We start from the raw sequence: 26,901 nt of genomic DNA, 5'->3' as shown, positions 1-26,901 counted from the left end.
CGTATCGTAAAGCCCATGAGCGTTGCAAACGAATGGAGCCGAATCGAAGCGTGGTGCCGTACACACGCACCGGTGACGGCTGCAGCGTTTCAACCAGGACTCGGTGACGCCGTTATCGAGGAATTCGAAGCCTCGACCGGCGTCACGTGGCCCCAGGAACTTCGCGACCTGTATCGGGTCCACAACGGCAGCCTGACCCACGACGACCGGACCGGCCTCTTTCTCGGCAGCGTGCTCCCGGACAAGTTCTTCTACCCCATAGACGTCGCAACCGAAGTTCGTCTCACTCTGCTCGAAACGTGGGATGAGACGATCTACGAGAATCCAGACCTCTACGCCGATGACGAGATGGATCGACACGATCAACGCGACGCAGGCACTGCCGCAACCATGTTCATCCCCTCGTTCGTTCCCTTTGCCGGACTGGACGAGTACCACTACTTCGTGGACACCCGCAGCGGCGCACTCCACCATTGTGTGACCGAGTATGCCTCGGACGCCACTGACAACGGCGGTCCGATCTGGGCGTCCATCTCGGTAATGCTGGCCGCCCATGCCGTAGCGCTGGAAACAGGATCAACGATCGGAGTGTGGAAACCCGTTGTCAGCAAGGGTGTTCTGGAATGGGAAGTCGACGCATGACACCCAAGCAGGATCCGACCCGTCGCACCCTCGCCGACGGGCGTCAGATCTTCTACTTCGACGATGCCGGCAGTGCCCGCGCCCACTCTGCGCGAGATTCCCGCGAATTGCCGGCTCTCGACCACTCGTCTCGGATGAGATTCGACGTTCTCACCGGGGAGTGGATCACCATGGCTTCGCATCGCATGACACGGACACATCTCCCCTCCGCCGCCGAATGTCCATTGTGCCCGACCGACGAAACACGCACGCCCACAGAGATACCCGACGGAGACTACGACGTCGCGGTGTTCGAGAATCGGTTTCCGAGCTTTGCCGCGGCGCCTGAGGAAGCCATTGACAGTCCCGGAGACGGTGCGGGCGATCGCCCAGCGGCCGGTCACTGCGAAGTGATGTGCTTCTCGAGCGATCACACGGCGTCCGTCGCCGAGCTTCCACTCGAACGCATGCGCACGATTGTGGGCGCCTGGATTTCTCGGACCGAAGAGTTGTCGGCGGATCCGCTTGTGGAACAAGTGTTCTGCTTCGAGAACCGCGGCGAAGAAATCGGGGTGACACTCACCCATCCACACGGACAGATCTACGCATACCCGTATGTCACGCCACGCACCCGATCGATGCTGACGCAGGCGCACAAACACTTCGAGCGCACCGGTCGCTCACTACTCGCCGATGTTCTGGCGTTCGAGCGCGAGGACAAGGCCCGGTTGATCTACGACGGCGATCACTGGAGCGCCTACGTCCCGACCGCCGCACGATGGCCCATCGAGATTCACCTGGCACCGCACCGAGACGTCCCGGACCTTCCCTCGCTGAACGACCAAGAGCGCGACGAGCTTGCGGTCGTCTACCAAGATCTCCTACGCCGTATCGATCGCTTCTATCCGGGCGTCGACCGGGTACCGTACATCGCGGCTTGGCACCAAGCTCCCGTCCGCATCAACCGACCTCTGGGCCGACTGCATCTTCAGCTGTTCTCGATCTTGCGCGCACCGGGCAAACTCAAATACCTCGCCGGGTCCGAGTCCGCCATGGGCGCCTGGGTGAACGACACCGTTCCCGAGGCAGTCGCGGCCCGCCTACGGGAGTTGAAATAGTGGATACGGTCTCGAACAATTCTGTGCTCCAACAGTTTCACGCCACCTACGGCTATCCGGCAACCGGAGTGTGGGCGGCACCCGGTCGAGTCAACCTGATCGGTGAACACACGGACTACAACGGTGGATTGTGCCTACCGGTCGCTCTCGAGCAGCGAACACAGGTTGCCGTCGCACTGCGCAGCGACGGGGTCGTCCGCGTGCGCAGTCGGCAATCCGCCGAGACGTACACCGGGCCCGTCGGCGACATCGCCACAGGGTGGGCCGCCTACCCCACAGCCGTTCTGTGGTCCATTGCGCGCAGAGGCCTCCCGATCGGAGGAATCGATCTTGCCGTCGACTCGTCGGTACCGGTCGGGGCCGGGCTGTCGAGCTCCGCTGCCCTCACCTGTTCGGTTGCGTTGGCCGTCAACGAACTTCATGATTCACCTTTCGCCCGCGATGAGCTGGTACAGGTGTGCATCCAGGCCGAGAACGACGGCGTCGGCGCACCGACCGGAGGGATGGATCAAACCATTGCCCTCTTTGCTCAGCCCTCGACCGCGCTCCTGCTGGACTGCCAGGACGGATCCACCGAACCCATACCTTTCGAACTCCACGGTGCAGGTTACGAACTGATCGTCATCGACACCCGGGTCAAACACTCACTCGCAGACGGACAGTACGGAATGCGGCGCTCTCAATGCGTCGCTGCAGCAGCAGCTCTCGGCGTCGGCAGCTTGCGAGAGGCTACAGCAGGCCAGGCCGAGACAGTGCGAGACCCGATTCTCCGGGCGCGGGCACGGCACGTCGTGACCGAGATCGAGAGGACGCGGAAGACCGCAGAACTTCTGCGCAACAGCAGATTCAGCGACGTCGGCGAGCTGTTCGACAACTCGCACGCCTCGTTGCGCGACGACTTCGAGGTCTCGTGTGAAGAACTCGACGTCGCCGTTGCCGCAGCACGACGCGGCGGCGCGATCGGTGCGCGGATGACCGGCGGCGGATTCGGAGGCTCGGCCATCGCGCTGGTTCCGGAAGGAAGCGGAGCGGAGGTCATCGCGTCAGTGAGCCGCGACTTTGCGGCGCGAGGTTGGCGAGCACCCCACTTTCTCGGCGTCGTTGCCGGGGGTTCGGCCGCCCGTCTCTGAGCGAACGGCACGTTCAGCGCACTGGAGGCGCCGAACGTACCGTTCGCCCTGGTTGGGGCACCTTGAGATCCCCCTCACATAAATAGTCATCTCAGATGCGAATTATGTAGGTTCAGATCATGCAACTGACGCAGTTCACCGATCTGGGATTGCGCGTCGTCATGCGGTTGGCCGTACTCGACGCGGATGCCTCCCCCAGCACTCGGGATGTTGCGCAGCAGCTCAACGTGTCGTATTCCCATGCCACCAAGGTGGTTACACGGCTCGGTGAGCTCGGCATCGTGACAACCAGGCGCGGCCGCGGCGGTGGGCTTTCCATCACCGAACTCGGCCGCACCGCCACCATCGGCTGGCTGGCCAGACGCCTCGAAGGCCCGGGTGAAGTCGTCGACTGCGAAGGCGACAAACCGTGCCCATTGCGCGGAGGTTGCCTCCTTCGAAGTGCGTTGCGCGAAGCACAGGAAGCGTTTTTCGTTTCACTCGACGCGGTCACGATCGAAGACGTCATCCGGCAGCCGTCCAAAACTGTCCTGCTACGCCTCACCACCCGGAGCGACGAAGCAGGCTGATCAATCGAATTTCGACCGAACGGAGCAGCTCATGCTTTCCCCACAGTCAACCGAGGTCATTCGCGCCACCCTTCCCGTGGTCGGCGCCGCCATCGGCGATATCACAACCCTGTTCTACCGCAAGATGTTCGACGCACATCCTGAACTCGAACGTGATTTGTTCAATCGCGGCAATCAGAAGCAGGGCGAACAGCAGAAGGCTCTCGCCGGCGCCATCGCGGCATTCGCGACGCTTCAGCTCGAGCCGGACAGCGCCAAGGTCGATCTCATACTTTCACGTATCGCCCACAAGCATGCGTCGCTGGGAATCACGCCCGACCAGTACGCAATCGTGCACGAACACCTCTTTGCCGCGATCGTCGAAATACTCGGCGATGCAGTCACTCCCGACGTCGCAGCAGCCTGGGACGAGGTCTACTGGCTGATGGCGGAAACCCTCATCACGATGGAGCGTGGCCTCTACCAACTCGCCGGCGTGGACGCCGGTGACGTCTGGCGCACAGTCAGGATCAGTGAACGAGTTCTTCAGTCCGCCGACACCGTCTCACTGACGCTCACGTCGCTCGACGGCAGTGCACTCCCCACCTTCGCTCCCGGACAGTATCTTTCGGTCGGGGTTACGCTGCCCGACGGCGCCCGCCAGATCCGCCAATACAGCCTGTGTTCGATACCGAGCAGCGCAGACTGGCGGATCAGCGTCAAGCGAATCTCCGGAACTCCCGATGGCGAAGTGTCGAACTTCCTCTACAACAACGTATTCGAAGGCCAAGAACTCTCCGTCACCACACCTTTCGGTGATCTCACCATGCCGGACGACAACTCGCCGCTCCTGCTCGCGTCGGCCGGAATCGGTTGCACACCGATGATCGGGATGCTCAATCATCTCGTGGACACCGGCGCTGACCGTCCGGTATCTGTCATCCATGCGGATCGATCCATTGCGGATCACGCGCACCGCGCAGAACTCAGCACACTCGTCGACCAGATTCCCGCCGCAACCCTGCACCGTTGGTACGAGGATCTCGGCACGCACGTTGCGTTCGGATCGGTTCACGAAGGACGGGCGGATTTGCAAGGTATTGCAGTGGAGCCCGATACCCAAGCCTTCCTTTGCGGGCCGATGCCGTTCATGTTGGCGATGCGCGCCTCGTTGCTCGAACGGGACGTCCCGGCGCAGAATATCCACTACGAGGTCTTCGGGCCCGACAGCTGGGCCAACACCTGAGCGGACCACTGCCTGCGAACTGGACCTTGGCGCGCCACAGTAATCCCTTGTGTACTCGACGGAACATACGTACCGAGTAGTGGGAGACCGACATGATCACGTCAGCGTCGATGACGGGAGTCGCGCTGATCGCCCTGGCGATGGTTCTGACACCGGGCCCCAACATGATCTATCTGGTGTCCCGCAGCATCAGCCAGGGCCGCCGGGCAGGTTTGATCTCGCTCGGCGGAGTCGCAACCGGTTTCCTGGTCTACCTCACCGCCACGTGTGCAGGGCTGACGGCGGTTCTCTTCGCCGTACCAACGGTGTTCACCGCGGTGAAAATCGGTGGTGCCCTGTACCTGGCCTATCTCGCCTGGTCGACACTCCGACCAGGTGGGAAGTCCGCTTTCGAGGTGGGCGAGGTCGACCGCCACGGTAGCGGCCGTCTGTTCGGGATGGGGTTGACCACCAATCTGCTCAATCCCAAGATTGCGCTGATGTACGCGGCCCTGATCCCCCAGTTCGTCGATCCCACTGCGGGTCCGGTCTGGCAACAGGCACTCGTACTCGGCGGCGTGCAGATCCTGGTCGCAGTCACCGTCAACGCGTTGATCGTGTGCTGTGCGGCAGCCGTGTCGACCTTCCTCATGGCGCGTCCGGTGTGGATGCGGGCTCAGAAATGGCTAGCGGGTGGCATTCTCGGAATCTTCGCCACCCGCATGGCCCTGGAGTAGTTTCAGTCCTTCGGACGTTGGTCGATCAGACGACGCGCTTTGCCGATCGAGCGTTCGAGTCCGCCGGGTTCGAGAACGCTCACCTCGACCGTGACACCGATCTTGTTCTTCACCAGCTTCTGCAACGCCGAAGACGCTGCCGCATGATCGGAAATTGCCGCGTCAGGGCGAGCCTCGACGCGCACTGTCAGAGTATCCATCCGGCCCGGACGCTCCAGCACACACTGGAATTGGGGTGCCAGGGCGGGGACGGTCAGGATCAGCTCTTCGATCTGTGTGGGGAACAGATTGACCCCACGCAGGATGATCATGTCGTCGGTCCGGCCGGTGACCTTCTGCATCCGACGCATCGAGCGCGCCGTACCGGGCAACAGACGGGTCAGGTCCCTGGTTCGGTAGCGAATGATGGGCAGCGCTTCCTTGGTGAGAGAGGTGAAAACCAGCTCACCTTCTTCACCGTCCGGCAGCACTTCGCCCGTGACCGGATCGATGATCTCCGGGTAGAAGTGGTCTTCCCAGATATGGAGCCCGTCTTTGGTTTCCACACATTCCATTGCCACACCCGGGCCCATGATCTCGGAGAGTCCGTAGATGTCGACCGCATGCATGTCGAGTTGCTGTTCCAGCTCGGTACGCATCTGTTCGGTCCACGGCTCCGCTCCGAAAACTCCCACCCTCAGTGAGGTCTTCGAGGGATCGATGCCTTTCTTGATCATCGCATCCACGATGGTCAACATGTACGACGGAGTCACCATGATGGCGTCGGGCTCGAAGTCCTCGATCAGTTGAATCTGCCGCTCGGTCATGCCACCGGACATGGGAATGACCGTGCAGCCCAAGCGCTCCGCACCGTAGTGTGCTTTCAACCCACCGGTGAACAGACCGTACCCGTAAGCCACGTGAACCTTGTCCGAAGACCGCACGCCGCCGGCCGAGAGACTGCGCGCGATGAGATCGGCCCAGTTGTTCAGGTCGTTGCTCGTGTACCCCACCACCGTCGGGCGACCGGTGGTCCCCGAAGACGCGTGAATTCGCGAGACCCGGTCCTGTGGCACCGCAAACATCTTGAACGGATAGTTCTCACGCAGATCCGCTTTGGTGGTGAAGGGAAACTTCGCGAGATCGCTCAGATCCTTCAAGTCGCTCGGGTGGACGCCGGCGTCGTCGAAAGCTTTGCGGTAGTGCGGAACATTGGTGTACGCGTGCATCAGGGACCATTGCATCCGCTCGAGTTGGAGCGTCGAAATGCGGTCCCGACTGGCAAATTCGATTTCTTGCGAAGTAGCAGTGACGAGTTCGGTCATGATTGTCTCCGGTGGGCTCAGTGAGGGCGCTGTGCGGGCGGTCAGGCGTCGAAATCGACTGTTATCTGTTCACCGACAGGGAAGGTCTGGCAGGTCAGTACGAAACCCGCGTCGACTTCGTAGTCTTCGAGTGCGTAGTTCCTGCGCATCTCGACGTCACCGCAGGTGACCTTGGCGCGACACGTTCCACAGACCCCGCCCTTGCACGCGAAGGGCAGATCCGATCGGTACTGTTCCGCTGCATCGAGAATCGACTGGTCTCGCGGAAGTGTCGCGGTGGTCGATCGACCGTCGAGCGTGATGGTGATCTCGCTGCCTGGTCCCACAATTTCGGGCTCACGATGCACTGCAACCGGCGGAGCGACGTCGTCGACGTAGAACAGCTCGTGATGGATGCGATCCTTGGCAATTCCCAAGCCGGCCAGTACTTCCTGGGCGTCGTTGACCATCCCGAACGGACCACACAACCAGAAGCCGTCGACCTGGTCGCACGGAACGAGAGAGGTGAAGATCTCACGCAACCGGTCGGCGTCGAGACGGCCCGAGAACAACTCGACCTCGCGCGGCTCGCGAGAGAGGACATGAATAACGTCCAGGCGCGCACCGTACCGGTCCTTTAGGTCGGCGATCTCTTCGGCGAACATGACCGAACGGGTGCGCCTGTTCCCGTACAGCAGGGTGACATCGGCCTCGGGGTTCACCAGCAGTGTTGCAGCGATGGACAACATGGGCGTGATTCCGGAGCCCGCCGCGATCAGAACGTGCCGTCCACCCAATGCCGGATCGGCGACAAAATTGCCAGATGGGCCCTGGACGTCGATTCGATCCCCGGCCTTGACGTCTCGCACCAACCAGGAGGAGAAGAGTCCGTCTGCCACTTCGCGAACCCCCACCCGTGGAGACGCCCCTACCGGTGCACAGATCGAGTAGGAGCGACGGTGTTCGACGCCGTCGATCATCCGCCGCAGTGTCAGTGACTGCCCGGCGCCGAAGTCGAATTGATCGGCGATATCGGCAGGCACGTCGAAGGTGACGGCAACTGCGTCGTCGCACAGTGATTCGACACCGGCGACCGTCAACGGGTGAAATGGTTTGTTCCGGTTCGTCGTTGCGGTACTCATCTGTTCAGATCTCCTTCACGTGATCGAACGGCTCGAGGCAGTCGAGGCAGCGATAGAGCGCTTTGCACAGGGTCGCACCGAATTCCGAACTCAGTCTGGTGTTTGCCGAACCGCACTGGGGGCACAGGATGTCGCGCGGCTTGGCCGTCAAGGTCAAGGCGATCGGGCCGGAGGTGCGACGCGGCGCGGCCCCCGGCACCGAGTACCCGGCCGTCCGAAGTTTCGCGAGCCCCTCTTCGCTGATCCAATCCGAACTCCAAGGCGGCGACAGTTGAGTCTTGATCTGGACGCTGCCGTACCCCGCGTCGGTCAGCTTGTGCTCGATGTCGTCTCGCATCGTCGCCATCGCCGGACACCCGGAATAGGTGGGAGTGATTGTCACACAGACCAAGTTCGCTTCGACGTCGACCGATCGGATGACGCCGAGATCGGCCAAGGTCAACAGTGGCATCTCCGGATCCATCACCGAGGCGACGATCTCCTGCGCCGAAGAGACGGTAGCGGAAGAGACGGTAGCGGCAGTCACGGTCACCACACCCCTTCCGGATGCTCCCGAGCGACGCACTGCATTTCGGCGAGAAGTAGCCCCAGTGCCCCGGTGTGCAGTCCGGCACGCCCGCCGCGGCCGCCGACGAAACCGGAGAAACGCGAAGGGGGCTCTTCCATTTCGGCTGCATGGAGGACCTGGGCAAGAACAGCGTCGAACTCCGGCCGAACAGTACGCGGATCCACTCCGACGCCAACTTCTGCCAAAACGAGTTCGTCCTGGGTGGGAACAAAGAGTTCGTCCACGAACGGGAAGATCTCGAGCAGGGCCGCGGCAGTCCGACGCTTGGATTCTGCCGTGCCGGCGCCCAACGTGACGACCCATCTTGCCGCGTAGTCGCGGTGGTAGGTCAGTTCTTTGACGCCCTTGTTCGCCACGGCCGCGAGGACCGGGTCCCGCGATGTGCGGAGCCGATCGAACAGCGCCAGCCGCCAGGTCGAGAACACGAGCAGCCGAACGACCGTGTGCGCGAAGTCGCCGTTGGCGAGCTCCACCAGTCTCACGTTGCGGAAACGGAACTGATCACGAAAGAAGGCAAGCGCATCTTCAGCCGGCACCGGCGACGTGTCCGAGATGAACGGAACGACAGTGGAATCGGCTGCTGCCGCGCGAGCCAGCAGCAGCCTGGCCTGTCCGATCAGATCCAGACCGACATTCGCGAGAGCTACCTCTTCTTCGAGTTCCGGTGCCCGCGTCGACCATTCGGCGAGGCGCTGCGAACTGACGAGCGCGTCGTCGCCGAGCATGAGGCAGTAGTGCGCCAGCGCACCGAGATCGACGTCATCCGGCACCGTGGTGTCGACTCCGGCGAGGGGGTCGTCGAAGCTGGTTCCGAACGCCCACTGACCGTGGCCGTCGCCGTCGACCAGGCCGTCGTAGGCACTGTCGTGATCGTTCATCTGTTGGTCCTCGAAGTCGAAGTGATTCTCACATGTGCGGAACGGAGTCCGGGATGTCGTAGAAAGTCGGGTGCCGGTAGACCTTGTCGCCGCTCGGCGCGAAGAACGGATCCTTTTCTGCCGGACTCGAAGCCACGATGTTCGCTGACGGCACGACCCAGATGCTCACGCCTTCGTTACGTCTGGTGTAGACGTCGCGCGCGTGGCGTAGGGCCATCTGATCGTCTGCCGCGCGCAGGGATCCGACGTGCACGTGGTTCAGTCCGCGCTTTCCCCTCAGAAATACCTCGTACAAAGGCCATTCGCCCCGCACCTGATCGCGCTGTACCTGATCGTTCTCGCTCATGATGTTTCCCCAGTCGTGCGATCGTGCGCGAGTCTCTCGCGCTGTGCAAAGGCGAACGCGGCGTCGCGAACCCAGGCCCCGTTGTCGTGTGCGGCTCTCCGATTGGTGATCCGCTCGACGCTCGCCGCTCCGTTGCCGCGGACCACGTCCATGAATTCGCTCCAGTCCGGCTCGCCGAAATCGTGTGCGCCACGCTCGGGGTTCCAGCGCAGGTCGGGATCAGGGAAGGTCACACCGAGTATCTCGGCCTGCGGTATCGACATGTCCACGAATCGTTGCCGCAGTTCGTCGTTCGTGTGCCGCTTGATGCGCCACTTCATCGACTGCTCGGTGTTCGGCGATTCGTCGTCCGGCGGTCCGAACATCATCAGAGCGGGCCACCACCATCGGTCGACGGCTTCCTGCACCATTGCCCGTTGAGCTTCCGTGCCGCGCATCATCGTCGCCAACAGCTCGAAGCCTTGCCGCTGATGGAACGATTCCTCCTTGCACACACGGATCATCGCGCGCGCATACGGCCCGAAGGAGCTGCGGCACAGCGGAACCTGATTGCAGATGGCAGCTCCGTCGACCAGCCAGCCGATCACACCCACGTCGGCGTATGTCAGCGTCGGATAGTTGAAGATCGAGGAGTACTTCTGCTTTCCCTCGATCAGTTTGGTGGTCAGATCGCCACGATCGGCACCGAGCGTCTCGGCCGCGGAGTAGAGATACAGACCGTGCCCGGCTTCGTCCTGGACCTTCGCCATCAGGATCGCCTTGCGTCGCAACGAAGGCGCACGGGTGAGCCAGTTTCCCTCTGGCTGCATTCCGATGATTTCGGAGTGCGCATGCTGGGCAACCTGACGGATCAGAGTCTTGCGGTAGCCGTCCGGCATCCAGTCGCGAGGCTCGATGCGCTGGTCTGCCGCGATCGTCTCGTCGAACAGGTTCTGCAGGTCTTGTGGAGCTTCCACGTTGGTCATCGTACCTACCTTTTATTACCGAATGATCGGTTGGTAACTAGTATGCACCGAGGTGCCCCAGCACACAAGAGAATCTTTCGCCGCACCAGAAATCAGCGGCCCTCGAAAACCGGCTTCTGCTTCGACAGGAAAGCCGTGACTGCGCCTCGATGATCTGCCGTGGAACCCAGCTCCACCTGTGCGTTCGCCTCGGCCGCCAGCGTCTGGGAAAGCCCAGGAGCAACGGCACGGATCAGCGATTTCACGTGGGCGAAGGCCGCGGTGGGTCCGTCGGCAAGCCGACGCGCGAGTACCCGAGCCTCAGCTGCGACGTCCTCGTCGGCCACCACGCGATGAACCAAGCCCCACTCCAGCGCGCTCTGCGCGTCGAACTTGTCGCCGAGCAACATCAGGCCACTGGCGCGGCTAGGTCCGAGCGCGTGCACGAGCGCATGACTGAGCCCGGAGTCACTGGCCAGACCGATGCCGGTGAATGCCGTCGCAAAGCTCGCGCGAGCCCCCACGACACGGATGTCTCCGGCCAACGCGATTCCCAACCCGGCCCCGACGCAGGCTCCGCCGATACCCACCACCACCGGGACAGAGAGCGTCGACAGTGCCGTGACGATGGGGTTGTAGTGCGCCTCGACGGTATCCATCGCGTGCGCCGGATCAGCATCCAACGCTGCGGCGTGCTCGCCCAGATCCTGACCGACGCAGAAGTTCTTGCCTTCGGCGAGAATCAACACCGCTCGAACCTCTGCGTCCGCGTGGACCTGCAGCAACGCTTCGAGCAGCTGAGACTTCATTTCGCCGTTGACGGCATTGGCGGCCTTGGGTCGGTCGAGAGTGATTGTCGCCAAACCTCGCTCGATCTCCAAGCGAATCACGTCAGTCATCGATGTTCCTTTCGCAGGCAGTTCGGTTCAGCTCCATGTGTGAAAACCCTGTCCCGTCTTGCGCCCCAACTCGCCGCGAGCCACCTTCTCTCGCAGCAGTGCTGGAGGTGCAAATCGATCACCGAGCGTGCTCGCGAGGTGTTCGGCGATCGCCAGGCGCACATCCAACCCGACCAGATCTGTCGAACGCAGCGGGCCCATCGGATGCCGATACCCCAATTCCATTGCTCGGTCGATCGATTCCGCGTCCGCCACACCCTCTTCGAGCATGCGGATGGCTTCGAGCCCGAGACCGACACCAAGCCGGCTGGTTGCAAAACCAGGTGAGTCGTTGACGAGCACCTCGGCTTTGCCGAGCATCGACACCCATGCTCGTACCGAGTCGACAACCTCGGGGCGGGTCTGAGGCGCCCGGACGATCTCGACCAACAGCGACGCCGGGACTGGATTGAAGAAGTGCATACCGATGAACCGGCCCGGATCCGTCAGCGCTGCGCCGAGTTCGGCGATCGACATGGAACTGGTGTTGCTGGCGATCACGGTGCTTTCTCCGGCAACGGTTTCCGCAGCGGCGAGCACCTCGACCTTGAGGGCCGCAATTTCCGGGACCGCCTCGACGATCAGGTCGAGCGACGGTGGCAACGAGGTCACTGCGTCCACGGTGCTCACGCGCGCCAGCACCGTCGCGGGGTCCTGGTCGTCGAGTTTCCCTCGCTCGTGAGCTCTGTCGAGGCCGGCGGAAACACGCTGCAACGCGGCCGCGGTGTCGCCACTCTCCGCGATGGTGACCGCCCCGCCGAGACTGGCGAACACCTGGGCGATACCCGCACCCATGCGTCCACCGCCGATGACTCCGACGGTCTTCGGTGCAACTGCTTCAGTCATGATTTCTTCTCCAGGAAGGCCGTCATGCGATCGCGCTTGTCCGAACTCTCGAACAGGACGGCTTGGGCGATGTCGTCGGCAAACGGATGCGATCCCGGCGCATCGACGATGATCTTGGTCAATCGCAGTGCCAGCGGGGACAGTCGGGAAATGCGGTCGAGCAGCCGATGCGCTGCGTCGACGTGGCAGTTCGGTTCGGTTACCTCGACAACCAGGCCCGCTCGTAGCGCCTGGTCGGCGTCGAGGTTCCTGGCACCGAGGAGCACCTGCTTCGCGATCGAGACGCCGACGAGCTTCGGCAATCGATAGCTGGCGCCGGCGGCTGCCATTATGCCGAGATTGGGCTCCGGATTCCCGAAGACCGCCGTCGTTGTCGCGATGCGAATGTCGCAGGCGTAGGTCAACTCTGCCCCACCGCCGAGCGCGTAGCCGCTCACGGCGGCCACGGTGGGAAGCGGGAGCTTTCCGATTCGGTCGAACAGCGTGCGGTTGATACCCGCGAACGCTTCCTCTCGTCCGCGCTCTCGGAGCTCCGCGATGTCAGCGCCGCCTGCGAAGTGGTCGCCGCGCCCCGCAAGCAGGAGCAGCTTCGGATCCCGTTCGAGGCGTCCACAAACCTGATGCAGTTCGTCGATCATTTCCGCGTTGATCGCATTGCGTTGCGCGGGCCTGTCGAGGGTGACCACGACGCGATCCTCGCGCTCGTCCACGTGCAGGGTGTTCACATTCGCTCCTTCTCGCTCTCTTACATTAATAACCGAACATTCGGTCGTTTGGCAAGAGTGAAAACGCGGTTGGTGCACAGCTTTGCCCGAACTGAGAAGATGGGGGCATGACTACGGCACGCCCCACTCGACGCACCGGCCTCCCCGGACGTCCCGGCTACGACCTCGATTCGCTCCTGGCCGTGGCCGTGAAGGTGTTCAACGACAAGGGCTACGACGGCGCCAGCATGGAGGTGCTCGCCAAGAAACTCGGCATCACGAAGTCCTCGATCTACCACCATGTGTCCGGAAAGTCAGAACTTCTCGAACTCGCCCTTTCGCGTGCACTCAACGCCCTGTTTGCGGTCACGACCGAAGAGGGCGCCACCACCGGTCCGTACATCGACCGGCTCGAATACCTGGTCCGGCGCAGCGTAGAGGTGCTGGTCGCAGAGCTTCCATACGTCACCCTGCTCCTGCGCGTCCGCGGCAACACGACGGTCGAGCGCGCCGCGCTAGCTCGTCGGCGCGAATTCGACAACTTCGTCGGAGGTCTCGTCGCGTCCGCCGCAGCGGAGGGAGACTTGCGCCCGGACATCGAACCAGCCCTCGCCAGCAAGCTGATGTTCGGCACCGTCAACTCACTGATCGAGTGGTACAAACCCCGAGCGGGTGAGTCCGTCTCCGACATCGCCGACGCGGTCGTCGCCGTCACTTTCGACGGACTTCGCAAGGCCTGACTCCAGGCAGTTCTGCCGAATCCTTGACAACGCGGCGTTACCGGGCGATCGTAATTACCGACCGAACGTACGGTGAGATGGAGTTGTCGTGAGCAGACTGTTGGAAAGCTATGTGGCCGGTCAGTGGTACGCCGCACCGGACGCAGGTACCCCGTTGCCGAGCGCAGTGGACGGATCGGAGGTGGCCCGGATCTCCGCAACCGGCATCGACCTCGCCGAGATGGTTACGTACGCACGCGAGGTCGGCGGGCCTGCACTGTCCGCGATGACCTTCCACGAACGTGCCGGCGCGCTCAAGGCTCTCGCCCTCACGTTGATGGCAGGAAAAGCCGAGTTCTACACACTCGCCACTGCCACCGGTGCGACGACGCGAGATTCCGGGGTGGACATCGACGGCGGATTCGGGACCCTACTGAGCTACGCGAGCAAGGCTCGGCGCGAATTGCCCGACAGCACAGTCTTTCTGGACGGAACCGTCGAGCCTCTCGGCAAGGGCGGAACCTTCCTCGGGCAACACATCTATACATCACGTCGCGGCGTCGCCGTGCAGATCAACGCCTTCAATTTCCCGGTGTGGGGGTTCCTGGAGAAGCTGGCACCGGCATTCATCGCGGGGGTGCCGTCCATCGTCAAACCTGCCAGTTCCACGGCATATCTCACCGAACTCGTCTTCCGGCGCATCATCGAGTCAGGCTTGCTCCCAGAGGGTTCCGTCCAACTGCTCTCCGGTAGTGCACGCGGCCTCCTCGATCACCTCGGCGGGCAGGACTCAGTGGCATTCACCGGATCCGCCGACACCGCGGCAACGCTGCGTGCTCACCCGAACGTCGTCGGCAAGGGCGTCCATTTCAATGCCGAAGCCGATTCACTCAACGCGTCGATCCTCGGCGAGGACGCCGTACCAGGAACGCCCGAATTCGATTTGTACGTCAAACAACTCGTCACCGAGATGACGGTCAAGGCGGGCCAGAAGTGCACGGCGATCCGGCGCGCCCTGGTCCCGCTCTCGCTGGTCGACGCCGTTGTCGATGCCGCATCCGAGCGACTGAACAAAGTGGTCGTGGGACACCCCGATGCTGATGGCGTCACTATGGGAGCTCTCGCCAGCATCGAACAGCGTGACGAGGTCTTGAAATCCATTCGCGGTCTGACGAAGTCGGCAACTATCGTATTCGGAGACCCGGACAACGTCGACGTGGTCGGTGCCGACGGCCAGTCAGGAGCCTTCCTTTCCCCAGTCCTTCTCCGGGCGGAAGAGAATGCGCACGAGGTACACGAACTGGAGGCCTTCGGACCCGTCAGCACCGTCATCGGATACGACGGCATCGATCATGCGATCGAACTCGCGGCCCGTGGCGAGGGAAGCCTCGTCGCCTCGGTGGTCACTGCCGACACCGACATCGCACGTCGACTGGTGCTGGGTCTCGCAGCTTTTCACGGCAGAGTGCTCGTGCTGAACCGCGACGACGCCAAGGAATCCACCGGCCACGGCTCTCCCCTTCCAGTCCTCGTACACGGCGGTCCCGGCCGTGCCGGCGGCGGTGAGGAGCTGGGTGGCATCCGCGGAGTTCTGCACCACATGCAGCGGACCGCCGTACAGGGCACACCCGACGTCCTCACCGCAGTCGGCGAGCGCTGGTTCACCGGATCGCAGCGCACGACCGGATCCGAACATCCATTCCGAAAGAGTCTCGCCGAGTTGAAGATCGGTGACACTGTTGTCGGCGGTCCGCGCCAGGTCACACTCGCAGACATCGATCATTTTGCAGAGTTCACCGGTGACACCTTCTACGCTCACACCGATCCGGTGGCCGCTGCGGCGAATCCACTCTTCGGCGGCATCGTCGCGCACGGCTATCTTGTTGTCTCACTCGCTGCGGGCCTGTTCGTCGACCCGGCTCCCGGCCCGGTTCTCGCGAACTTCGGCGTGGACAGCCTCAGGTTCCTGACTCCGGTCAAAGCCGAAGACAGCCTGACGGTCACCCTCACAGCCAAGACCATCACACCTCGCAGCAGCGCCGACTACGGTGAGGTTCGTTGGGACGCCGTGGTGACGAACCAGGACAACGATCCGGTCGCGACATACGACGTCCTGACTCTGGTAGCCAAGACTCGCCCCGAAGGGAATTGAAAGCACATGACCTATCGAGTAGCAGTGTGTTACGGACGCCCCACCGATCCGGAGGCTTTCGACAAGTACTACAACGAGATCCACGTCCCGCTCGCCAGCGCAGTGCCAGGGCTCTCGGACTTCACGTTCAGCAAGTGCTCGACGCTGGACGGCTCCGATCCAGTCTTCTATGCCGTCGCCAACCTCGAGTTTCCCGATCTCGAGACTATGCAGAGCGGCCTGAAGTCCCCGGAGATGGGCGCCGCTGGAAAAGATGTCGCAAACTTTGCCACCGGCACGGTCGACATGTATGTCCAGGAAGTTGTCTCGGTCCTCTAGACCCCTGCAATTTCCCGATCACACAGGAGTTGTCTCGTGAGTACAGGAAGCATCACCGCCAGAGAGATGTTCGACGCGGACCAGGCATCGCAGGCACTCGGTATCGAGATTTCCGAGCTGGCGCCCGGTAGCGCAACCGTGACCGTCACCGTGGGCGAAACCATGGTGAACGGTCACGGAATCACACACGGCGGTTATGTTTTCCTGCTCGCGGACACCGCATTTGCGCTCGCCTGCAACGGCTACGAGGATTCAGCCGTTGCAGCGCGCGCGGACATCAGATTTCTGCGTCCGACCCGTCTGGGCGACACCTTGACCGCGGTCGCCACCGAGAAGGCTCGAGGCGGCCGAAGTGGGATCTACGACGTGACCGTTCGCAATGGCGACGCCGTCGTGGCCGAGTTCCGCGGCGACAGTCGCACCATCACCCGCTGAAATTCAGCCCACGGTGTATCAGCCCACGACGGGAAGTTCGAGGGGGCCGGACCCGTCGGCGAAGATCGCCACCGGCATACCTTGCAGTCCCCCACGGAAACTGATGTCGCCACCGGTGATTGCCAGACGAACGGAATGCCCCGGTTCGAATCGGTGCACTATCGCCGGCATCGTCACCGGCACCGGCTGCGACGGATCACTGATGCGTATGGGCGCAATGAGTCCGTTGATCAGCGAGGAAGTTCCGTCCGGAGCCACGTCGTAGAGTTTCGCGAACACCACCGGCTGTCCGGGCGCCGCAACACGCAGCGTCACAGTGGGAGCTCCCACCACGTCCATCGCCTCGGTCATCGGCGCAGTGGTCCAGAGCGCCTCGGTTCCCGGAATCTGTGCATTCGGAATGTTTCCGGCCGGATTGATATTGAGTGGCTCTACGCCCGTCGGCAGCCCAGCCGGTGCGGTGACGATCGTCTTCGAACCCGGTATCACCGGCGTGCCGTCCGGTAGCAGTCCCCCGTCAGCGGACAGATGGAAGGCGCGAGCGGTCCCGACATCGACGGTGTCGGACGTCGCGTAGGCCGGTGCCGCGTTTCCTTCGTAGTCGATCCAGTTGCGGAAATACGCGAATTCCGGGCCGGTCTCGGTGTTCTCGTCCTTGAGGTAGTGATCGAACCAGTCCATGAAGCGACCGGTCTCGTACTGGGTATCCTCGTCGGGTGCGGAGAAGCTGAACTCGCCCGGCGCAGCGGCCAAGTGGCTGTGCCCCCACGAATGCCAGATCATCTTGGCATCGACGCCACGATCCTTCAGCGCGTCGTAAGTCGCGGTTGCCTCGTTCAGATCGAACAGGGTGTCCTGTTGCCCCTGAGCAAGCAGTACCGGAATGTTGATCCGGTCGACGAACGACGAGACCGACGACGCTCGGAGCTCACTCACTACTTGCGGTCCGATGTCGCCGGTCACCACCGCCTCGGCGATCGCGTTGCACATGTAAGGGACGTAGTTCGGGCAGCCGGGTAGCCGTGCGGGATCTGCGATGTAACCGTCCACACCGGGATTCGCGATGCCCGCGCCGAAGAGCAGCGATGCAAAGAGCACCTTCGCGGCTCCCGGCTCCGCTGTCGACACACCGGAGATGATTCCCGTGCTGTTGGGCGCCAAGGAATACGAGAGATCGTTCCAGGTGATCATGGGGATGATCGTGTCGATACGGGGATCGACACTCGCGGCGGCGAATTGAATGCCGCCGCCGTAAGAGCCACCCGTCATTCCGACCCGCGGGTCGTTCGTCGACGGTGCACCGGTGTGATCGACGGAGTCCTGAACCACCGCGGTGAGCGCCGGATAGGGCTGCGTCAGAGCCTGATCCGTGAAGGCAATCCCTTCTTGGCCGCCGAGGAAGCTGACCAACTGGGAAGCGGCGACACCGTCGTATGCGGGAGAGTCGAGGGTGATCTTGCAACTCGAGCCGCCGAAACCCAATCCCGAATACGTCAGTCCGACGTACCCGTTCTCGGCGAAGTTCTGCAGGGCCGGAATCTGGTCCTTGTACGAACCGCCGAACCCGTTGGTGGTCAGGATCGCGGGAGCTGGGTTGTCAGCGTCGACACCATCGGGAACAAAGAGTTCACCGACGACGGTGCACGGCGTCGAGAGTTCAGGCCCGACATCGACCGAGAAGTACAGCAGCTGTGACGAATACGAGCCGTTCGGTGAATCCGCGAGCGCCGGCGGCGAAAAGCCGAGGGCGCAAACCACGAGCGTGACGACACTGATCGCTGTTCTCCGGCGCACCTGAAAACCGTACACCCGGATCTGTTCTCCACCAGCCTGATCGGCTGCGCGCCGCCGAAGTTTCCGGAGCAAAAGCTACGCCGGACGGGCCGACCTCTACTTGACCGTCAAGGTGCCGTGCATGCTCGGGTGGTAGGTGCAGTGGAACGTGTACGTTCCAGGCTCGTTCGGCACCGTGATGGTTTCCGTCTCACCCGCTTCGATGTCCTCGTTGAACAACCCCGCGGTATCGGACGTGACCGAGTGCTCGACGGTGTCGTTGTTCTGAATGGTCAGTACCTGTCCGGGCATCACCGACTCCGGCGTCGAATACTGGAAGCCGCTGATCACGATTCCCATCGACGACGCTCCCGGCGTCGACATACCCAGAGGCATGCTCGGCATCGACATACTGGTCGGCATGCTGGTCATCGGCATACTGGTCATCGCCATGCCGTCGTGATCGGCCGAATCGTTGTCCGACGAATCGTTGTTGTCACTGCACGCGGTCAGTGCGAACACCGCCAGGATCAGCGCTGCGAGCACTGCGAGAATCCGCTTCATTGCTTCGCCTCCTGCTCGTTCCCCCGCAGTCTGCTGATTACCCGCCGCCTAGGGGGCCAAACAGCTCCGATGTGGTGCCTGCGGCGCTGATAGTGCACGATTTCTGCACCAGCTCCACTCGCGGACCGACACTGAAGGAAACAGCACAGATGGCCAAGAGCAAAACGTCGAAGGCAGCCAAGACGAAGGCGCCGGTAGCGTCAAAAGCACCCGCGGCGAAGGCGCCCGCAGTCCTCTGGAAGGACCTGCCGGACGAGCACGACTACCCGGCAGCCCGCGATTACCTCCAGTTGGGCGCGACGCCGGTTCAGGTCCAAGCTCTCGTGTACGCCCTCAAGACGGCGACGCTGGTCTCGAAGAAGGCCAAGGACATCCTGCGGGCTGCTGGGCTCCCTCTGCTTCCGGTCGACAACCCACACGTGGCTGCCGACCTGTTGAAGATCCGCAAGGGGATCGCGCTGTCGCCGATCCTGCTGGTGCAGGGAGACTTCCGCGCCGGAGTACCGGCGCAGATCGCCGACGGCTACCACCGTGTCTGTGCGAGCTACCACGTGGACGAGAACACCGCCATCCCCGCGAAGATCGCACCCTCGACAGTTAACTCGTAGGTCGTCGATGACCTTCGGCATCCTTGCCCTCGTCGCGCTGGCCGGCATTCTCGGCCCGCTGCTCGGCGCTCGCGTCAGCTGGCATGTCCCCGTGGTGGTCGGCGAACTTGCCGCGGGCGTCGTCTTCGGTGTCACCGGTTTCGGGCTGCTCGACTCTTCGGACCAGACTTTCACGTTCCTGGCCGATATCGGATTCGCGCTCACGATGATGGTGGCCGGCTCACACGTCCCGGTTCGCGATCCGGCAGTCCGTGCGGCAATCGGCAAGGGTGCCGTTCGCTCGGTTGTCGTCGGACTTCTGTCGGTTGTTGCCGGCTACGGTGCGGCGACGGCATTCGGCACCGGTCACGCCGCGCTGTACGCGGTCCTGATCGCGTCGTCGTCCGCGGCGTTGATTCTCCCCATCGTCGATTCGCTGGGGCTCGGTGGAACCTCGGTTCTGCAGATGACTGCCCAGGTCGCGATCGCGGACACCGTCTGCATTGTTGCGCTGCCTTTGGTGATCGATCCGGACAATGCCCCTCGTGCCGGTGTCGGCGCACTGGCTGTGGCGGCGTGTGCGGTTGCCTTGTTCTTCGTACTGCGAGCCTTCCACCGGTCCGGCCATTGGCGAAGGCTCCACAAATTCTCGGAGAAACGAAAGTTTGCACTCGAACTCCGGATCAATCTGGTGATCCTCTTTTCTCTGGCAGCGCTGGCGTCGAGCACTCACGTGTCGATCATGCTCGCGGGCTTCGCCTTCGGGCTCGTTCTTGCCGCGATCGGTGAACCCCGCCGCCTCGCCAAACAGCTCTTCGCCATCACCGACGGCTTCTTCGCTCCCCTCTTCTTCGTCTGGTTGGGAGCGGCGATCAATCTGCGCGACCTCGTCACCCATCCGTCCGCCATCTGGCTCGGATTGGTCTTGGGCGGAGCAACTCTCGTGGTTCACGCCGCGATACGCGCCCTCGGTCTCCCGCTCCCTCTCGGCGTGCTGTCCGCCGCACAACTGGGAGTACCGGTTGCCGCAGTTACGGTGGGCACTCAATTGGGGGTGATGGGCGACGGTGAACCCGCAGCCATCCTCCTCGCCGCCATGATCACGATCGGTGCAGCAACGCTGGCGGGTGCTGCCGCGTCGAAAGCTGGTCTCACGAAGCCTGCTTGACCGCGGCCCTCTCCACCGTCAGCAAGCTCTCCTCCGAATGTTCGGCGTGATACGCCGCGCCGCCGCCGCGGACACCGAAGAGTCGCTTGCTCCAGATCAGCCATACGACGGCAGCGATGTTCACCAGCAGCAACCCGGCCCTCAACCACGTGATCTTCTCGGTCAATTCGTAGATTTCGAGGGGCAGGAACAAGCTGGTCGCCACCACCGCGAAGTACTCGCCCCAGCGTTCGACCATCCACAGGCCGACTGCCTCGATCACTTGAAGGCCGGCGTAGACCAACAGCCCGACTGCGATCCAGGTGAGCGTCGTAGCGGACAACGAAAACGCCTGCTCGATGTGATGGACCAGTTTGGAATCGTCGATGTTCCAGCCCAATTGACGGGCAAGTGGCCTGATCAACGGCAATTCGTTCTCGAAGGCGTCCTCGGCGCGACCCTTCGACGATCTCAGTTCGAACACACCGATCGCCAGAAGAACCAAACCCAGAGCGCGGAACATTCTCTCGGTGGCAAGAAGTCGCATGATCAACCGGTCGCGAAGCAGCCTCCCCCGCGGAACCTCGGGGGCGGCGTCCGCCGGTCCCGATGCTCGGGGCGCTCCCGGGACGAAGTTGCCGCAACGTAGGCACCGCCACGCCTGACCCACCGCAGTATCCACATGTAGTCGATCCCGCAGCTCAGGTTCGTCCGGAGCGTAGGTCTCGTGACCGTGCCAACTGCACGAGCGCAATGCGAAGTCCACGGGTGAACTCTATGCCGCATATGCCCGGTAGCGTGGATACCCGCTGACCGTGCACTTCGAACGATGAGGATTCCGATGACAACCACCAAGATCGAAACCCGGCATGGCGTCATGGCAGTCGACGACAGTGCCACCGACGGTTTTCCGGTTGTCTTCATCCACGGGAACTCGGCCAGCCGCTCCATCTTCCGTCATCAGGTCGACGCCGACTGGGCCGGCGACTACCGCATGATCACTCTGGACCTACTCGGCCACGGCGACTCCGAGGACGCGAGCGATCCCGAAGCCGCATACACGCAGAACGGTTACGCCGACGCCATCGTCGATGTTCTGACCGAACTCGGCGTCGAAAGAGCCGTTGTCGTCGGCTGGTCGCTCGGCGGACACATCGCTCTCGAGTTGATCGCGAAATTCCCCGGGCTCACCGGAATCGTCATCACCGGTACGCCGCCGGCAAATCCCGAGACGCTCGGCGACGCCTTCAATGCCGGCAACGGATTGTCCATCGGCGGCACCGAGGTCATCACCGCGCAAGAAGCCGAACTCTACGCACGAATGACCGCCGTTCCCTTCGAGCAGGCTGCCCTCGACGCCGCGATACGCACCGACGGACGCGCTCGCAAGATCATGTTCGACGCATTCGGCGCCGGCCGCGAATCGGATCAGAAGGCTCTGGTTGCAACGGCGTCTGTGCCTCTCGCGGTGATCGACGGCGCCGAGGACCCGTTCGTGAACACGTCGTATGTCGCGTCGTTGACCTTCGCGAATCTCTGGGAGGGCACGTATCACGTGATTCCCGGTGTGGGGCATGCAGCGTTCTGGGAAGCCCCTGAGGTGTACAACCCACTGTTGCAACGATTCCTCGGCAGTTTCGCACAGTAACCTGCTGGACAACCTGCTGGACGCGGCGTCCTATGAGATAGAAGCCACTCGACAATCCGGCCATGTCCGGATCATTCATCGCCGTCCTACAGTTCGGAAAACGACTGGAGGCACTGCGATGACCATTCTCGAGCACGGCACGGAAACGTGCATCGGTGGACCGACCCTTCCCCAGATACGACGCCTCGTCACCGAAGTGCCCGGCCCCAACTCGCGCGCTTTGGCAAAGCGCCGGAGCGCCGCACTGCCGGCCGGGCTGACCAGCGGATCCAGCATTTACGTTGCCGCAGCGGGCGGAGGAGTTGTCGTCGACGTCGACGACAACTCGTTCATCGACTTCGGCAGCGGCATCGCCGTGACCACCGTCGGAAACAGTGCGCCGCGCGTGGTCGAACGCACCACGCGCCAGCTCGGTCAGTTCACCCATACGTGTTTCCTCGCAAACCCCTACGAGGGGTACCTCGAGGTCTGCGAAGCGCTCAACCGCCTGACCCCGGGAGATCACGAGAAGCGAACAGCGCTGTTCAACACCGGCAGCGAAGCGCTCGAGAACGCCGTGAAATACGCACGTGCCGCCACCGGTCGCCCGGCAGTTGTCGTCTTCGACCACGCATTCCACGGTCGCACGTTGATGACCATGACGATGACAGCCAAGAACCAGCCGTACAAGGCCACATTCGGCCCGTTCGCACCAGAGGTCTACCGGGTTCCGATGGCATACCCCTACCGTTGGCCGAGCGGCCCCGAAAACGCGGCCGACGAAGCATTCGCCCAGTTCCGTCTTGCGATCGACACTCAGATCGGCGCCGAATCGGTAGCCGCTGTGGTCGTGGAACCGATTCAGGGTGAGGGCGGTTTCATCGTTCCCGCTCCGGGATTCCTGAAGCGAATCTCGGAATTCTGCCGTGAGCGCGGCATTCTCGTCGTCGCGGACGAGGTCCAGACCGGTATCGCACGAACCGGATCCTGGTTCGCCAGCGAGAGTGAGGACTTCGTCCCCGACATCATCACAACCGCAAAAGGTCTCGCCGGCGGAATGCCACTCGCCGCCGTGACCGGCCGTGCCGACGTCATGGACGCCGCGCATCCCGGTGGTATCGGCGGTACGTACAGCGGCAATCCCGTTGCCTGCGAGGCCGCCCTGGCAGTTTTCGAGACGATCGAGATGGAAGGGCTCCTCGACCGCGCCAAGGACATCGGCGACATTCTGACCACAGGTTTGTCCGAAATCGCTTCGGACACAGACATAATCGGCGACATTCGTGGACGCGGCGCCATGATTGCAATCGAACTCGTCCACGACGAGGACAAGGCTCCGAATCGCGAGGCCGTCGCCCAGATCGTCAGCTACGCCCACACGCACGGTCTCCTTCTGCTCACCGCCGGCACCTATGGAAACGTCGTCCGTTTCCTCCCGCCGCTGAGCATCTCCGACGAGTTGCTGACCGAAGGACTCGGTATTCTTCGCGACGCTGTGGCCGCAGTCCGATGAGCGTCGCAGTGCGCAGCTTGATCGGCGGAGCTTGGGTCACGGGCAGCGACGGCACACTGACGGACACCAACCCGGCCCGTCCCGACGAGGTTGTCGCCACCGGAGGCCGCGCCGGTGCCTCCGAAATGGCGACCGGTGTTCGCGTCGCCCGCATCGCCGCGAATGACTGGGCCCGCCTGCCGATGTCCGCACGCGGCGCATACCTCACTCGCGCAGCGGAAATCATCGAATCCAACGCTGAGGCCTGGGGCGAAGAACTCACCCGCGAAGAAGGGAAAACGCTGGCCGAGGGTATCGGAGAGGTGCGCCGCGCAGCGCAGATTCTGCGTTACTACGGCAACGCCGCCGACCGCGAGACCGGAACGGTGTATTCCTCCCCACGTAGCAGCGAGCAGATTCTCGTCACTCGCAAACCTCTCGGCGTGGTAGGCGTTGTCACGCCGTTCAACTTCCCGATCGCGATCCCGGCATGGAAGATTGCGCCTGCCTTGGTGTACGGAAACACCGTCGTCTGGAAACCGGCTGCCGCGGTGCCCCTTCTGGCCTTCCGTCTCGCGCAGGCACTGACCGAAGCGGGCCTACCCGACGGAGTCCTGAACATGATCCTCGCCGACAGCGCGGCCGGTGAAGCGCTGGTCGATCACCCGGACCTCGACGCCGTCACCTTCACCGGTTCCACCGGAGTCGGCCGAAAGATCGCGGGATCTGCTGCGGCGCGAGGAGTTCCGGTACAGGCGGAAATGGGTGGAAAGAACGCAGCCGTCGTACTTGCCGACGCAGATCTCGAGCTTGCGGTCGAGCAGGTCATGCTGGGTGCATTCCGGTCAACCGGCCAGAAATGCACGGCCACTTCACGTCTGGTGCTCCATGAATCCATCGCCGAGGAATTCCTGGCCAGGCTGACCGTTGAAGTCAAGCAACTGAGAGTCGGAGATCCACTCGATCCCGACGTCACGACAGGTCCCGTGGTCAGCGCATACGCGCAGCAGTCGATCATCGAGGGGATCAATCGAGCCGTCGACGGCGGCGCCAGGGTTGTGGCCACCGCCGAAGCGCCGCAGTCGGGCTACTACGTCCAACCGACAGTGCTGGAACTACCGTCGAGCACCGAACTGTGGTTCGAGGAACTCTTCGGCCCGGTACTGGCGGTGCAGCGGGCAGCAACAACCGCAGACGCATTCCGCTTGGCGAACGAGGGCGAATTCGGTTTGTCCGCAGCATTGTTCACGCAAGACCTGACCAGTGCACTGGCCGGTATCGACGATCTGGGCGTGGGGATCCTGCACGTGAATTCGGAATCGGCGGGCGCTGATCCCCACGTACCTTTCGGCGGCGCGAAGAGGAGTGGATACGGACCCAAGGAACAAGGCGACGCGGCGCGAGAGTTCTTCACTCACACCACCACCGTCTATCTCAGGGGCGGCCGAGCGTGATCTGAATTCGATTCCGCCTGCAGCAGTTCACGAGCTTTGAGTGCGATCCACAACTCGGACCGGGTGTGGGCGGAATCGAGATCTCTCCCGATCAACTCGGCAGCCTTGTCCATGCGGTTACGCAGCGTGTGCCGGTGAACACCCAATTGCGCTGCAGCGGATTCCCATTGACCATTGTGGTGCAGGAACGCTTCGATCGAGTCCACCAGACGGGAACCGTTCTCGGCGTCGTAGCCTTCCAGCACACCGAGACCGCTGGCCGCGATCGACTGCAGAACTTCGCTCGACTGCACACTCAACAAGAGACTGAAAGTCCCGAGTTCCGAGAACGGAACGAGTGTGTGTCCTTCGACCTGCCCCACTTTGGCAGCAGAGACGGCCTCGCGCAGACTGGCCGCTACACCGGTCATCGGGCGGACGCCACCGATTCCACCGTTGATACTCCGGCGTGAATTCTCCCGCACTCTCGCGTACACACTGCGTGTGACCTTCTCCGCAACTTCACTTTTCACGACGAACCACACACCGGTTCCGTCAGTCAGCGGGGCCAACAGGTACGGCACCGACTCTTCTTCCAGGGCCGCTGAAGTGATGTCGGTGGCCGCAAGCAAAGGTCCGACATCGGTCAAGGCGGTTGCCACCACCGTGGTTTCGGATTCGAATCCGAAGTACCGCAACAGACTTTCGTCGACGTCACCGCCGGCCTGGCGCACCATCGTCGTAACGGCCAACCTCAGCCGCTGTTCGGCATCGACAACCCGCAACGGCTTGGCAAGCTCGATGGTCAACAGCGACACCGTGTGGCCCACCAACAATCGCTCGGACTGATCCAAGGCGGCCTCGGACGCCACGGCCAGCGTGCCGCTCACAGCAAGGCGGTGAATGGCCAGGTGGCCGTCGTCGTCCACCACGATCCGGCTGCGCTCCTTACCTGATCGCTCCCTGATGCGTTCGGGCAGAGACGAACTCGCACCTTCCGTCAGAGCCAGCACCGCGCCGTCCCGATCGAGAACACAGACTGCTGCGTGAACGGCTCGACCCAGGGCAGTGATCAGAGCCGGCACCCCGTCGAGCAGGGCACGCGCCAACTTCTCCTGCGCGTCGACCACCGCCTGCACCGTTCGTATCTGGTCGGCAGTCAGTTCGTCGATCACGGCCCGCGAAATGGCGATGAACGGCGTCTCCTTGGCGACGGAAAGCACGGCAAAACCCAGTTCGTCGCCGGCCTTGATGATCGCGTCCGGCACCCTCTCGTGGACGGTGCCGGTGTCGAACGCCAGTGCCACCGCACCAGTCTGCGCGATGCGCTCGACGTACTCGTATTGCTTTGTCGCCGAACGCGGTAGATGCAGCCCCGTCGTCATGACAAGCTCTCCACCGGCGAGCCAACGGGTCGGATCCTGCAATTCGATTGCGTGCGCCCAGCTGATCGACAGATCCACGTCGTCGTGACCGGCAACGATCGTGAGGCCGAGCGAGGTGGTGGCCGCCAGGCGCCGGACAGTCATCGGCATTACCGGAACCTCCGAGGGCAGTGAATAGAAAGGCAGTGGACAGAACTGACAGTTTCCAGTTCAGGTTTGTACATCAAGTCCATGTTCTGGA

Annotated in this window: 28 protein-coding genes; 15 read left to right on the top strand and 13 right to left on the bottom strand. The window is 62.7% G+C overall.

Annotated features, from left to right (window positions below; translation table 11 throughout):
• Positions 1-15: 15 nt before the first annotated feature.
• The 6 genes from QRN54_RS19880 (at position 16) to QRN54_RS19855 (ending at position 5,379) form a co-directional block, all read left to right on the top strand.
• Positions 16-642 (top strand): SMI1/KNR4 family protein, encoded by a 627-nt coding sequence (locus QRN54_RS19880; protein ID WP_030536068.1) that lies wholly within the window; start codon positions 16-18, stop codon positions 640-642.
• Positions 639-1,739, top strand: coding sequence for a galactose-1-phosphate uridylyltransferase (gene galT / locus QRN54_RS19875; protein WP_030536069.1), 1,101 nt, complete (start codon positions 639-641; stop codon positions 1,737-1,739). Before QRN54_RS19880 ends, galT begins: the two co-directional genes overlap by 4 nt.
• Positions 1,739-2,869, top strand: a complete 1,131-nt coding sequence (gene galK / locus QRN54_RS19870; RefSeq protein ID WP_162114111.1) for a galactokinase — start codon at positions 1,739-1,741, stop codon at positions 2,867-2,869. Before galT ends, galK begins: the two co-directional genes overlap by 1 nt.
• 119 nt (positions 2,870-2,988) lie before the next feature.
• Positions 2,989-3,438 (top strand): RrF2 family transcriptional regulator, encoded by a 450-nt coding sequence (locus QRN54_RS19865; protein ID WP_003943059.1) that lies wholly within the window; start codon positions 2,989-2,991, stop codon positions 3,436-3,438.
• A gap of 31 nt (positions 3,439-3,469) precedes the next feature.
• Positions 3,470-4,663 (top strand): globin domain-containing protein, encoded by a 1,194-nt coding sequence (locus QRN54_RS19860; protein WP_285182926.1) that lies wholly within the window; start codon positions 3,470-3,472, stop codon positions 4,661-4,663.
• Between the two features lie 92 nt (positions 4,664-4,755).
• Positions 4,756-5,379 carry a LysE family translocator gene (locus tag QRN54_RS19855; protein ID WP_007730629.1) on the top strand — a complete coding sequence of 208 codons (624 nt, stop codon included), beginning with the start codon at positions 4,756-4,758 and terminating at the stop codon, positions 5,377-5,379.
• A 2-nt stretch (positions 5,380-5,381) separates the two neighbouring features.
• On the opposite strand, the gene paaK is transcribed toward QRN54_RS19855, so the two are convergent.
• The 9 genes from paaK to QRN54_RS19810 form a co-directional block, all read right to left on the bottom strand.
• Positions 5,382-6,683 (bottom strand): phenylacetate--CoA ligase PaaK, encoded by a 1,302-nt coding sequence (gene paaK / locus QRN54_RS19850; protein ID WP_285182925.1) that lies wholly within the window; start codon positions 6,681-6,683, stop codon positions 5,382-5,384.
• A gap of 41 nt (positions 6,684-6,724) precedes the next feature.
• On the bottom strand, positions 6,725-7,804 hold the full coding sequence (gene paaE / locus QRN54_RS19845; RefSeq protein ID WP_285182924.1) for a 1,2-phenylacetyl-CoA epoxidase subunit PaaE: 1,080 nt from the start codon (positions 7,802-7,804) through the stop codon (positions 6,725-6,727).
• Between the two features lie 4 nt (positions 7,805-7,808).
• Positions 7,809-8,267 (bottom strand): 1,2-phenylacetyl-CoA epoxidase subunit PaaD, encoded by a 459-nt coding sequence (paaD, locus tag QRN54_RS19840; protein ID WP_047269445.1) that lies wholly within the window; start codon positions 8,265-8,267, stop codon positions 7,809-7,811.
• 65 nt (positions 8,268-8,332) lie between these two features.
• Positions 8,333-9,250: a 1,2-phenylacetyl-CoA epoxidase subunit PaaC gene (gene paaC, locus QRN54_RS19835; RefSeq protein ID WP_285182923.1), complete on the bottom strand. Its 918-nt coding sequence runs from the start codon at positions 9,248-9,250 to the stop codon at positions 8,333-8,335.
• Between the two features lie 28 nt (positions 9,251-9,278).
• Positions 9,279-9,596, bottom strand: coding sequence for a 1,2-phenylacetyl-CoA epoxidase subunit PaaB (gene paaB, locus QRN54_RS19830; protein WP_007730622.1), 318 nt, complete (start codon positions 9,594-9,596; stop codon positions 9,279-9,281).
• A complete protein-coding gene (gene paaA / locus QRN54_RS19825; RefSeq protein WP_162114109.1) occupies positions 9,593-10,561 on the bottom strand; it encodes a 1,2-phenylacetyl-CoA epoxidase subunit PaaA in 969 nt (322 codons plus the stop codon). The genes paaB and paaA overlap by 4 nt, the downstream gene beginning before the upstream one ends.
• A 92-nt stretch (positions 10,562-10,653) precedes the next feature.
• Positions 10,654-11,439 carry an enoyl-CoA hydratase-related protein gene (locus QRN54_RS19820; RefSeq protein WP_029256503.1) on the bottom strand — a complete coding sequence of 262 codons (786 nt, stop codon included), beginning with the start codon at positions 11,437-11,439 and terminating at the stop codon, positions 10,654-10,656.
• 27 nt (positions 11,440-11,466) lie between these two features.
• Entirely contained in the window at positions 11,467-12,324 is an 858-nt protein-coding gene (locus QRN54_RS19815; protein WP_007730617.1) for a 3-hydroxyacyl-CoA dehydrogenase family protein, read from the bottom strand.
• Positions 12,321-13,049 carry an enoyl-CoA hydratase/isomerase family protein gene (locus tag QRN54_RS19810; protein ID WP_285182922.1) on the bottom strand — a complete coding sequence of 243 codons (729 nt, stop codon included), beginning with the start codon at positions 13,047-13,049 and terminating at the stop codon, positions 12,321-12,323. The genes QRN54_RS19815 and QRN54_RS19810 overlap by 4 nt, the downstream gene beginning before the upstream one ends.
• Before the next feature lie 107 nt (positions 13,050-13,156).
• Between QRN54_RS19810 and QRN54_RS19805 the strand changes: the two genes are divergently transcribed.
• The 4 genes from QRN54_RS19805 (at position 13,157) to paaI (ending at position 16,652) form a co-directional block, all read left to right on the top strand.
• A complete protein-coding gene (locus QRN54_RS19805; RefSeq protein ID WP_007730612.1) occupies positions 13,157-13,768 on the top strand; it encodes a TetR/AcrR family transcriptional regulator in 612 nt (203 codons plus the stop codon).
• Positions 13,769-13,856: 88 nt separating this feature from the next.
• Complete coding sequence (gene paaZ, locus QRN54_RS19800) at positions 13,857-15,899, top strand: phenylacetic acid degradation bifunctional protein PaaZ (protein WP_285182921.1); 2,043 nt, start codon at positions 13,857-13,859, stop codon at positions 15,897-15,899.
• A gap of 6 nt (positions 15,900-15,905) precedes the next feature.
• Complete coding sequence (locus QRN54_RS19795; RefSeq protein ID WP_007730606.1) at positions 15,906-16,217, top strand: EthD family reductase; 312 nt, start codon at positions 15,906-15,908, stop codon at positions 16,215-16,217.
• 66 nt (positions 16,218-16,283) lie between these two features.
• Positions 16,284-16,652: a hydroxyphenylacetyl-CoA thioesterase PaaI gene (paaI, locus tag QRN54_RS19790; protein WP_047269444.1), complete on the top strand. Its 369-nt coding sequence runs from the start codon at positions 16,284-16,286 to the stop codon at positions 16,650-16,652.
• A gap of 18 nt (positions 16,653-16,670) precedes the next feature.
• On the opposite strand, the gene QRN54_RS19785 is transcribed toward paaI, so the two are convergent.
• A complete protein-coding gene (locus QRN54_RS19785; protein WP_058226871.1) occupies positions 16,671-18,461 on the bottom strand; it encodes a CocE/NonD family hydrolase in 1,791 nt (596 codons plus the stop codon).
• A gap of 81 nt (positions 18,462-18,542) precedes the next feature.
• On the bottom strand, positions 18,543-18,989 hold the full coding sequence (locus QRN54_RS19780) for a cupredoxin domain-containing protein (RefSeq protein ID WP_285182920.1): 447 nt from the start codon (positions 18,987-18,989) through the stop codon (positions 18,543-18,545).
• A gap of 149 nt (positions 18,990-19,138) precedes the next feature.
• Here QRN54_RS19780 and QRN54_RS19775 point away from each other — a divergent pair, with 149 nt between their 5' ends.
• Positions 19,139-19,597: a hypothetical protein gene (locus tag QRN54_RS19775; protein WP_285182919.1), complete on the top strand. Its 459-nt coding sequence runs from the start codon at positions 19,139-19,141 to the stop codon at positions 19,595-19,597.
• A gap of 7 nt (positions 19,598-19,604) precedes the next feature.
• On the top strand, positions 19,605-20,744 hold the full coding sequence (locus QRN54_RS19770) for a cation:proton antiporter (RefSeq protein ID WP_030536077.1): 1,140 nt from the start codon (positions 19,605-19,607) through the stop codon (positions 20,742-20,744).
• Here QRN54_RS19770 and QRN54_RS19765 read toward each other — a convergent pair.
• Positions 20,728-21,489 (bottom strand): DUF2127 domain-containing protein, encoded by a 762-nt coding sequence (locus QRN54_RS19765; protein WP_003943067.1) that lies wholly within the window; start codon positions 21,487-21,489, stop codon positions 20,728-20,730. The two genes, QRN54_RS19770 and QRN54_RS19765, sit on opposite strands and share 17 nt — an antisense overlap.
• A 75-nt stretch (positions 21,490-21,564) precedes the next feature.
• Between QRN54_RS19765 and QRN54_RS19760 the strand changes: the two genes are divergently transcribed.
• The 3 genes from QRN54_RS19760 (at position 21,565) to QRN54_RS19750 (ending at position 25,296) form a co-directional block, all read left to right on the top strand.
• Positions 21,565-22,371 carry an alpha/beta fold hydrolase gene (locus QRN54_RS19760; RefSeq protein ID WP_285182918.1) on the top strand — a complete coding sequence of 269 codons (807 nt, stop codon included), beginning with the start codon at positions 21,565-21,567 and terminating at the stop codon, positions 22,369-22,371.
• A 118-nt stretch (positions 22,372-22,489) separates the two neighbouring features.
• Positions 22,490-23,863, top strand: a complete 1,374-nt coding sequence (gabT, locus tag QRN54_RS19755; protein WP_030536079.1) for a 4-aminobutyrate--2-oxoglutarate transaminase — start codon at positions 22,490-22,492, stop codon at positions 23,861-23,863.
• Entirely contained in the window at positions 23,860-25,296 is a 1,437-nt protein-coding gene (locus QRN54_RS19750) for an aldehyde dehydrogenase family protein (protein ID WP_285182917.1), read from the top strand. Before gabT ends, QRN54_RS19750 begins: the two co-directional genes overlap by 4 nt.
• Here QRN54_RS19750 and QRN54_RS19745 read toward each other — a convergent pair.
• Positions 25,272-26,810 (bottom strand): PucR family transcriptional regulator, encoded by a 1,539-nt coding sequence (locus QRN54_RS19745; RefSeq protein WP_502944067.1) that lies wholly within the window; start codon positions 26,808-26,810, stop codon positions 25,272-25,274. The genes QRN54_RS19750 and QRN54_RS19745 overlap by 25 nt on opposite strands.
• Between the last annotated feature and the right edge of the window lie 91 nt (positions 26,811-26,901).

Source organism: Rhodococcus sp. MEB032, assembly GCF_030208925.1.
In the GTDB taxonomy this organism is placed as follows: domain Bacteria; phylum Actinomycetota; class Actinomycetes; order Mycobacteriales; family Mycobacteriaceae; genus Rhodococcus_F; species Rhodococcus_F qingshengii.
This window is presented reverse-complemented; position numbering and strand designations above follow the sequence as displayed.

Coding starts and splice junctions, on each gene's coding strand:
- QRN54_RS19855 (WP_007730629.1), top strand. CDS start 4,756: ATGATCACGTCAGCGTCGATGACGGGAGTCGCGCTGATCGCCCTGGCG.
- QRN54_RS19770 (WP_030536077.1), top strand. CDS start 19,605: ATGACCTTCGGCATCCTTGCCCTCGTCGCGCTGGCCGGCATTCTCGGC.
- paaI (WP_047269444.1), top strand. CDS start 16,284: ATGTTCGACGCGGACCAGGCATCGCAGGCACTCGGTATCGAGATTTCC.
- paaA (WP_162114109.1), bottom strand. CDS start 10,561: ATGACCAACGTGGAAGCTCCACAAGACCTGCAGAACCTGTTCGACGAG.
- gabT (WP_030536079.1), top strand. CDS start 22,490: ATGACCATTCTCGAGCACGGCACGGAAACGTGCATCGGTGGACCGACC.
- paaK (WP_285182925.1), bottom strand. CDS start 6,683: ATGACCGAACTCGTCACTGCTACTTCGCAAGAAATCGAATTTGCCAGT.
- QRN54_RS19775 (WP_285182919.1), top strand. CDS start 19,139: ATGGCCAAGAGCAAAACGTCGAAGGCAGCCAAGACGAAGGCGCCGGTA.
- QRN54_RS19780 (WP_285182920.1), bottom strand. CDS start 18,989: ATGAAGCGGATTCTCGCAGTGCTCGCAGCGCTGATCCTGGCGGTGTTC.
- QRN54_RS19820 (WP_029256503.1), bottom strand. CDS start 11,439: ATGACTGACGTGATTCGCTTGGAGATCGAGCGAGGTTTGGCGACAATC.
- paaC (WP_285182923.1), bottom strand. CDS start 9,250: ATGAACGATCACGACAGTGCCTACGACGGCCTGGTCGACGGCGACGGC.
- paaB (WP_007730622.1), bottom strand. CDS start 9,596: ATGAGCGAGAACGATCAGGTACAGCGCGATCAGGTGCGGGGCGAATGG.
- QRN54_RS19860 (WP_285182926.1), top strand. CDS start 3,470: ATGCTTTCCCCACAGTCAACCGAGGTCATTCGCGCCACCCTTCCCGTG.
- QRN54_RS19795 (WP_007730606.1), top strand. CDS start 15,906: ATGACCTATCGAGTAGCAGTGTGTTACGGACGCCCCACCGATCCGGAG.
- QRN54_RS19805 (WP_007730612.1), top strand. CDS start 13,157: ATGACTACGGCACGCCCCACTCGACGCACCGGCCTCCCCGGACGTCCC.
- QRN54_RS19750 (WP_285182917.1), top strand. CDS start 23,860: ATGAGCGTCGCAGTGCGCAGCTTGATCGGCGGAGCTTGGGTCACGGGC.
- QRN54_RS19865 (WP_003943059.1), top strand. CDS start 2,989: ATGCAACTGACGCAGTTCACCGATCTGGGATTGCGCGTCGTCATGCGG.
- QRN54_RS19760 (WP_285182918.1), top strand. CDS start 21,565: ATGACAACCACCAAGATCGAAACCCGGCATGGCGTCATGGCAGTCGAC.
- paaE (WP_285182924.1), bottom strand. CDS start 7,804: ATGAGTACCGCAACGACGAACCGGAACAAACCATTTCACCCGTTGACG.
- galT (WP_030536069.1), top strand. CDS start 639: ATGACACCCAAGCAGGATCCGACCCGTCGCACCCTCGCCGACGGGCGT.
- QRN54_RS19880 (WP_030536068.1), top strand. CDS start 16: ATGAGCGTTGCAAACGAATGGAGCCGAATCGAAGCGTGGTGCCGTACA.
- QRN54_RS19745 (WP_502944067.1), bottom strand. CDS start 26,810: ATGCCGATGACTGTCCGGCGCCTGGCGGCCACCACCTCGCTCGGCCTC.
- paaD (WP_047269445.1), bottom strand. CDS start 8,267: ATGGATCCGGAGATGCCACTGTTGACCTTGGCCGATCTCGGCGTCATC.
- QRN54_RS19815 (WP_007730617.1), bottom strand. CDS start 12,324: ATGACTGAAGCAGTTGCACCGAAGACCGTCGGAGTCATCGGCGGTGGA.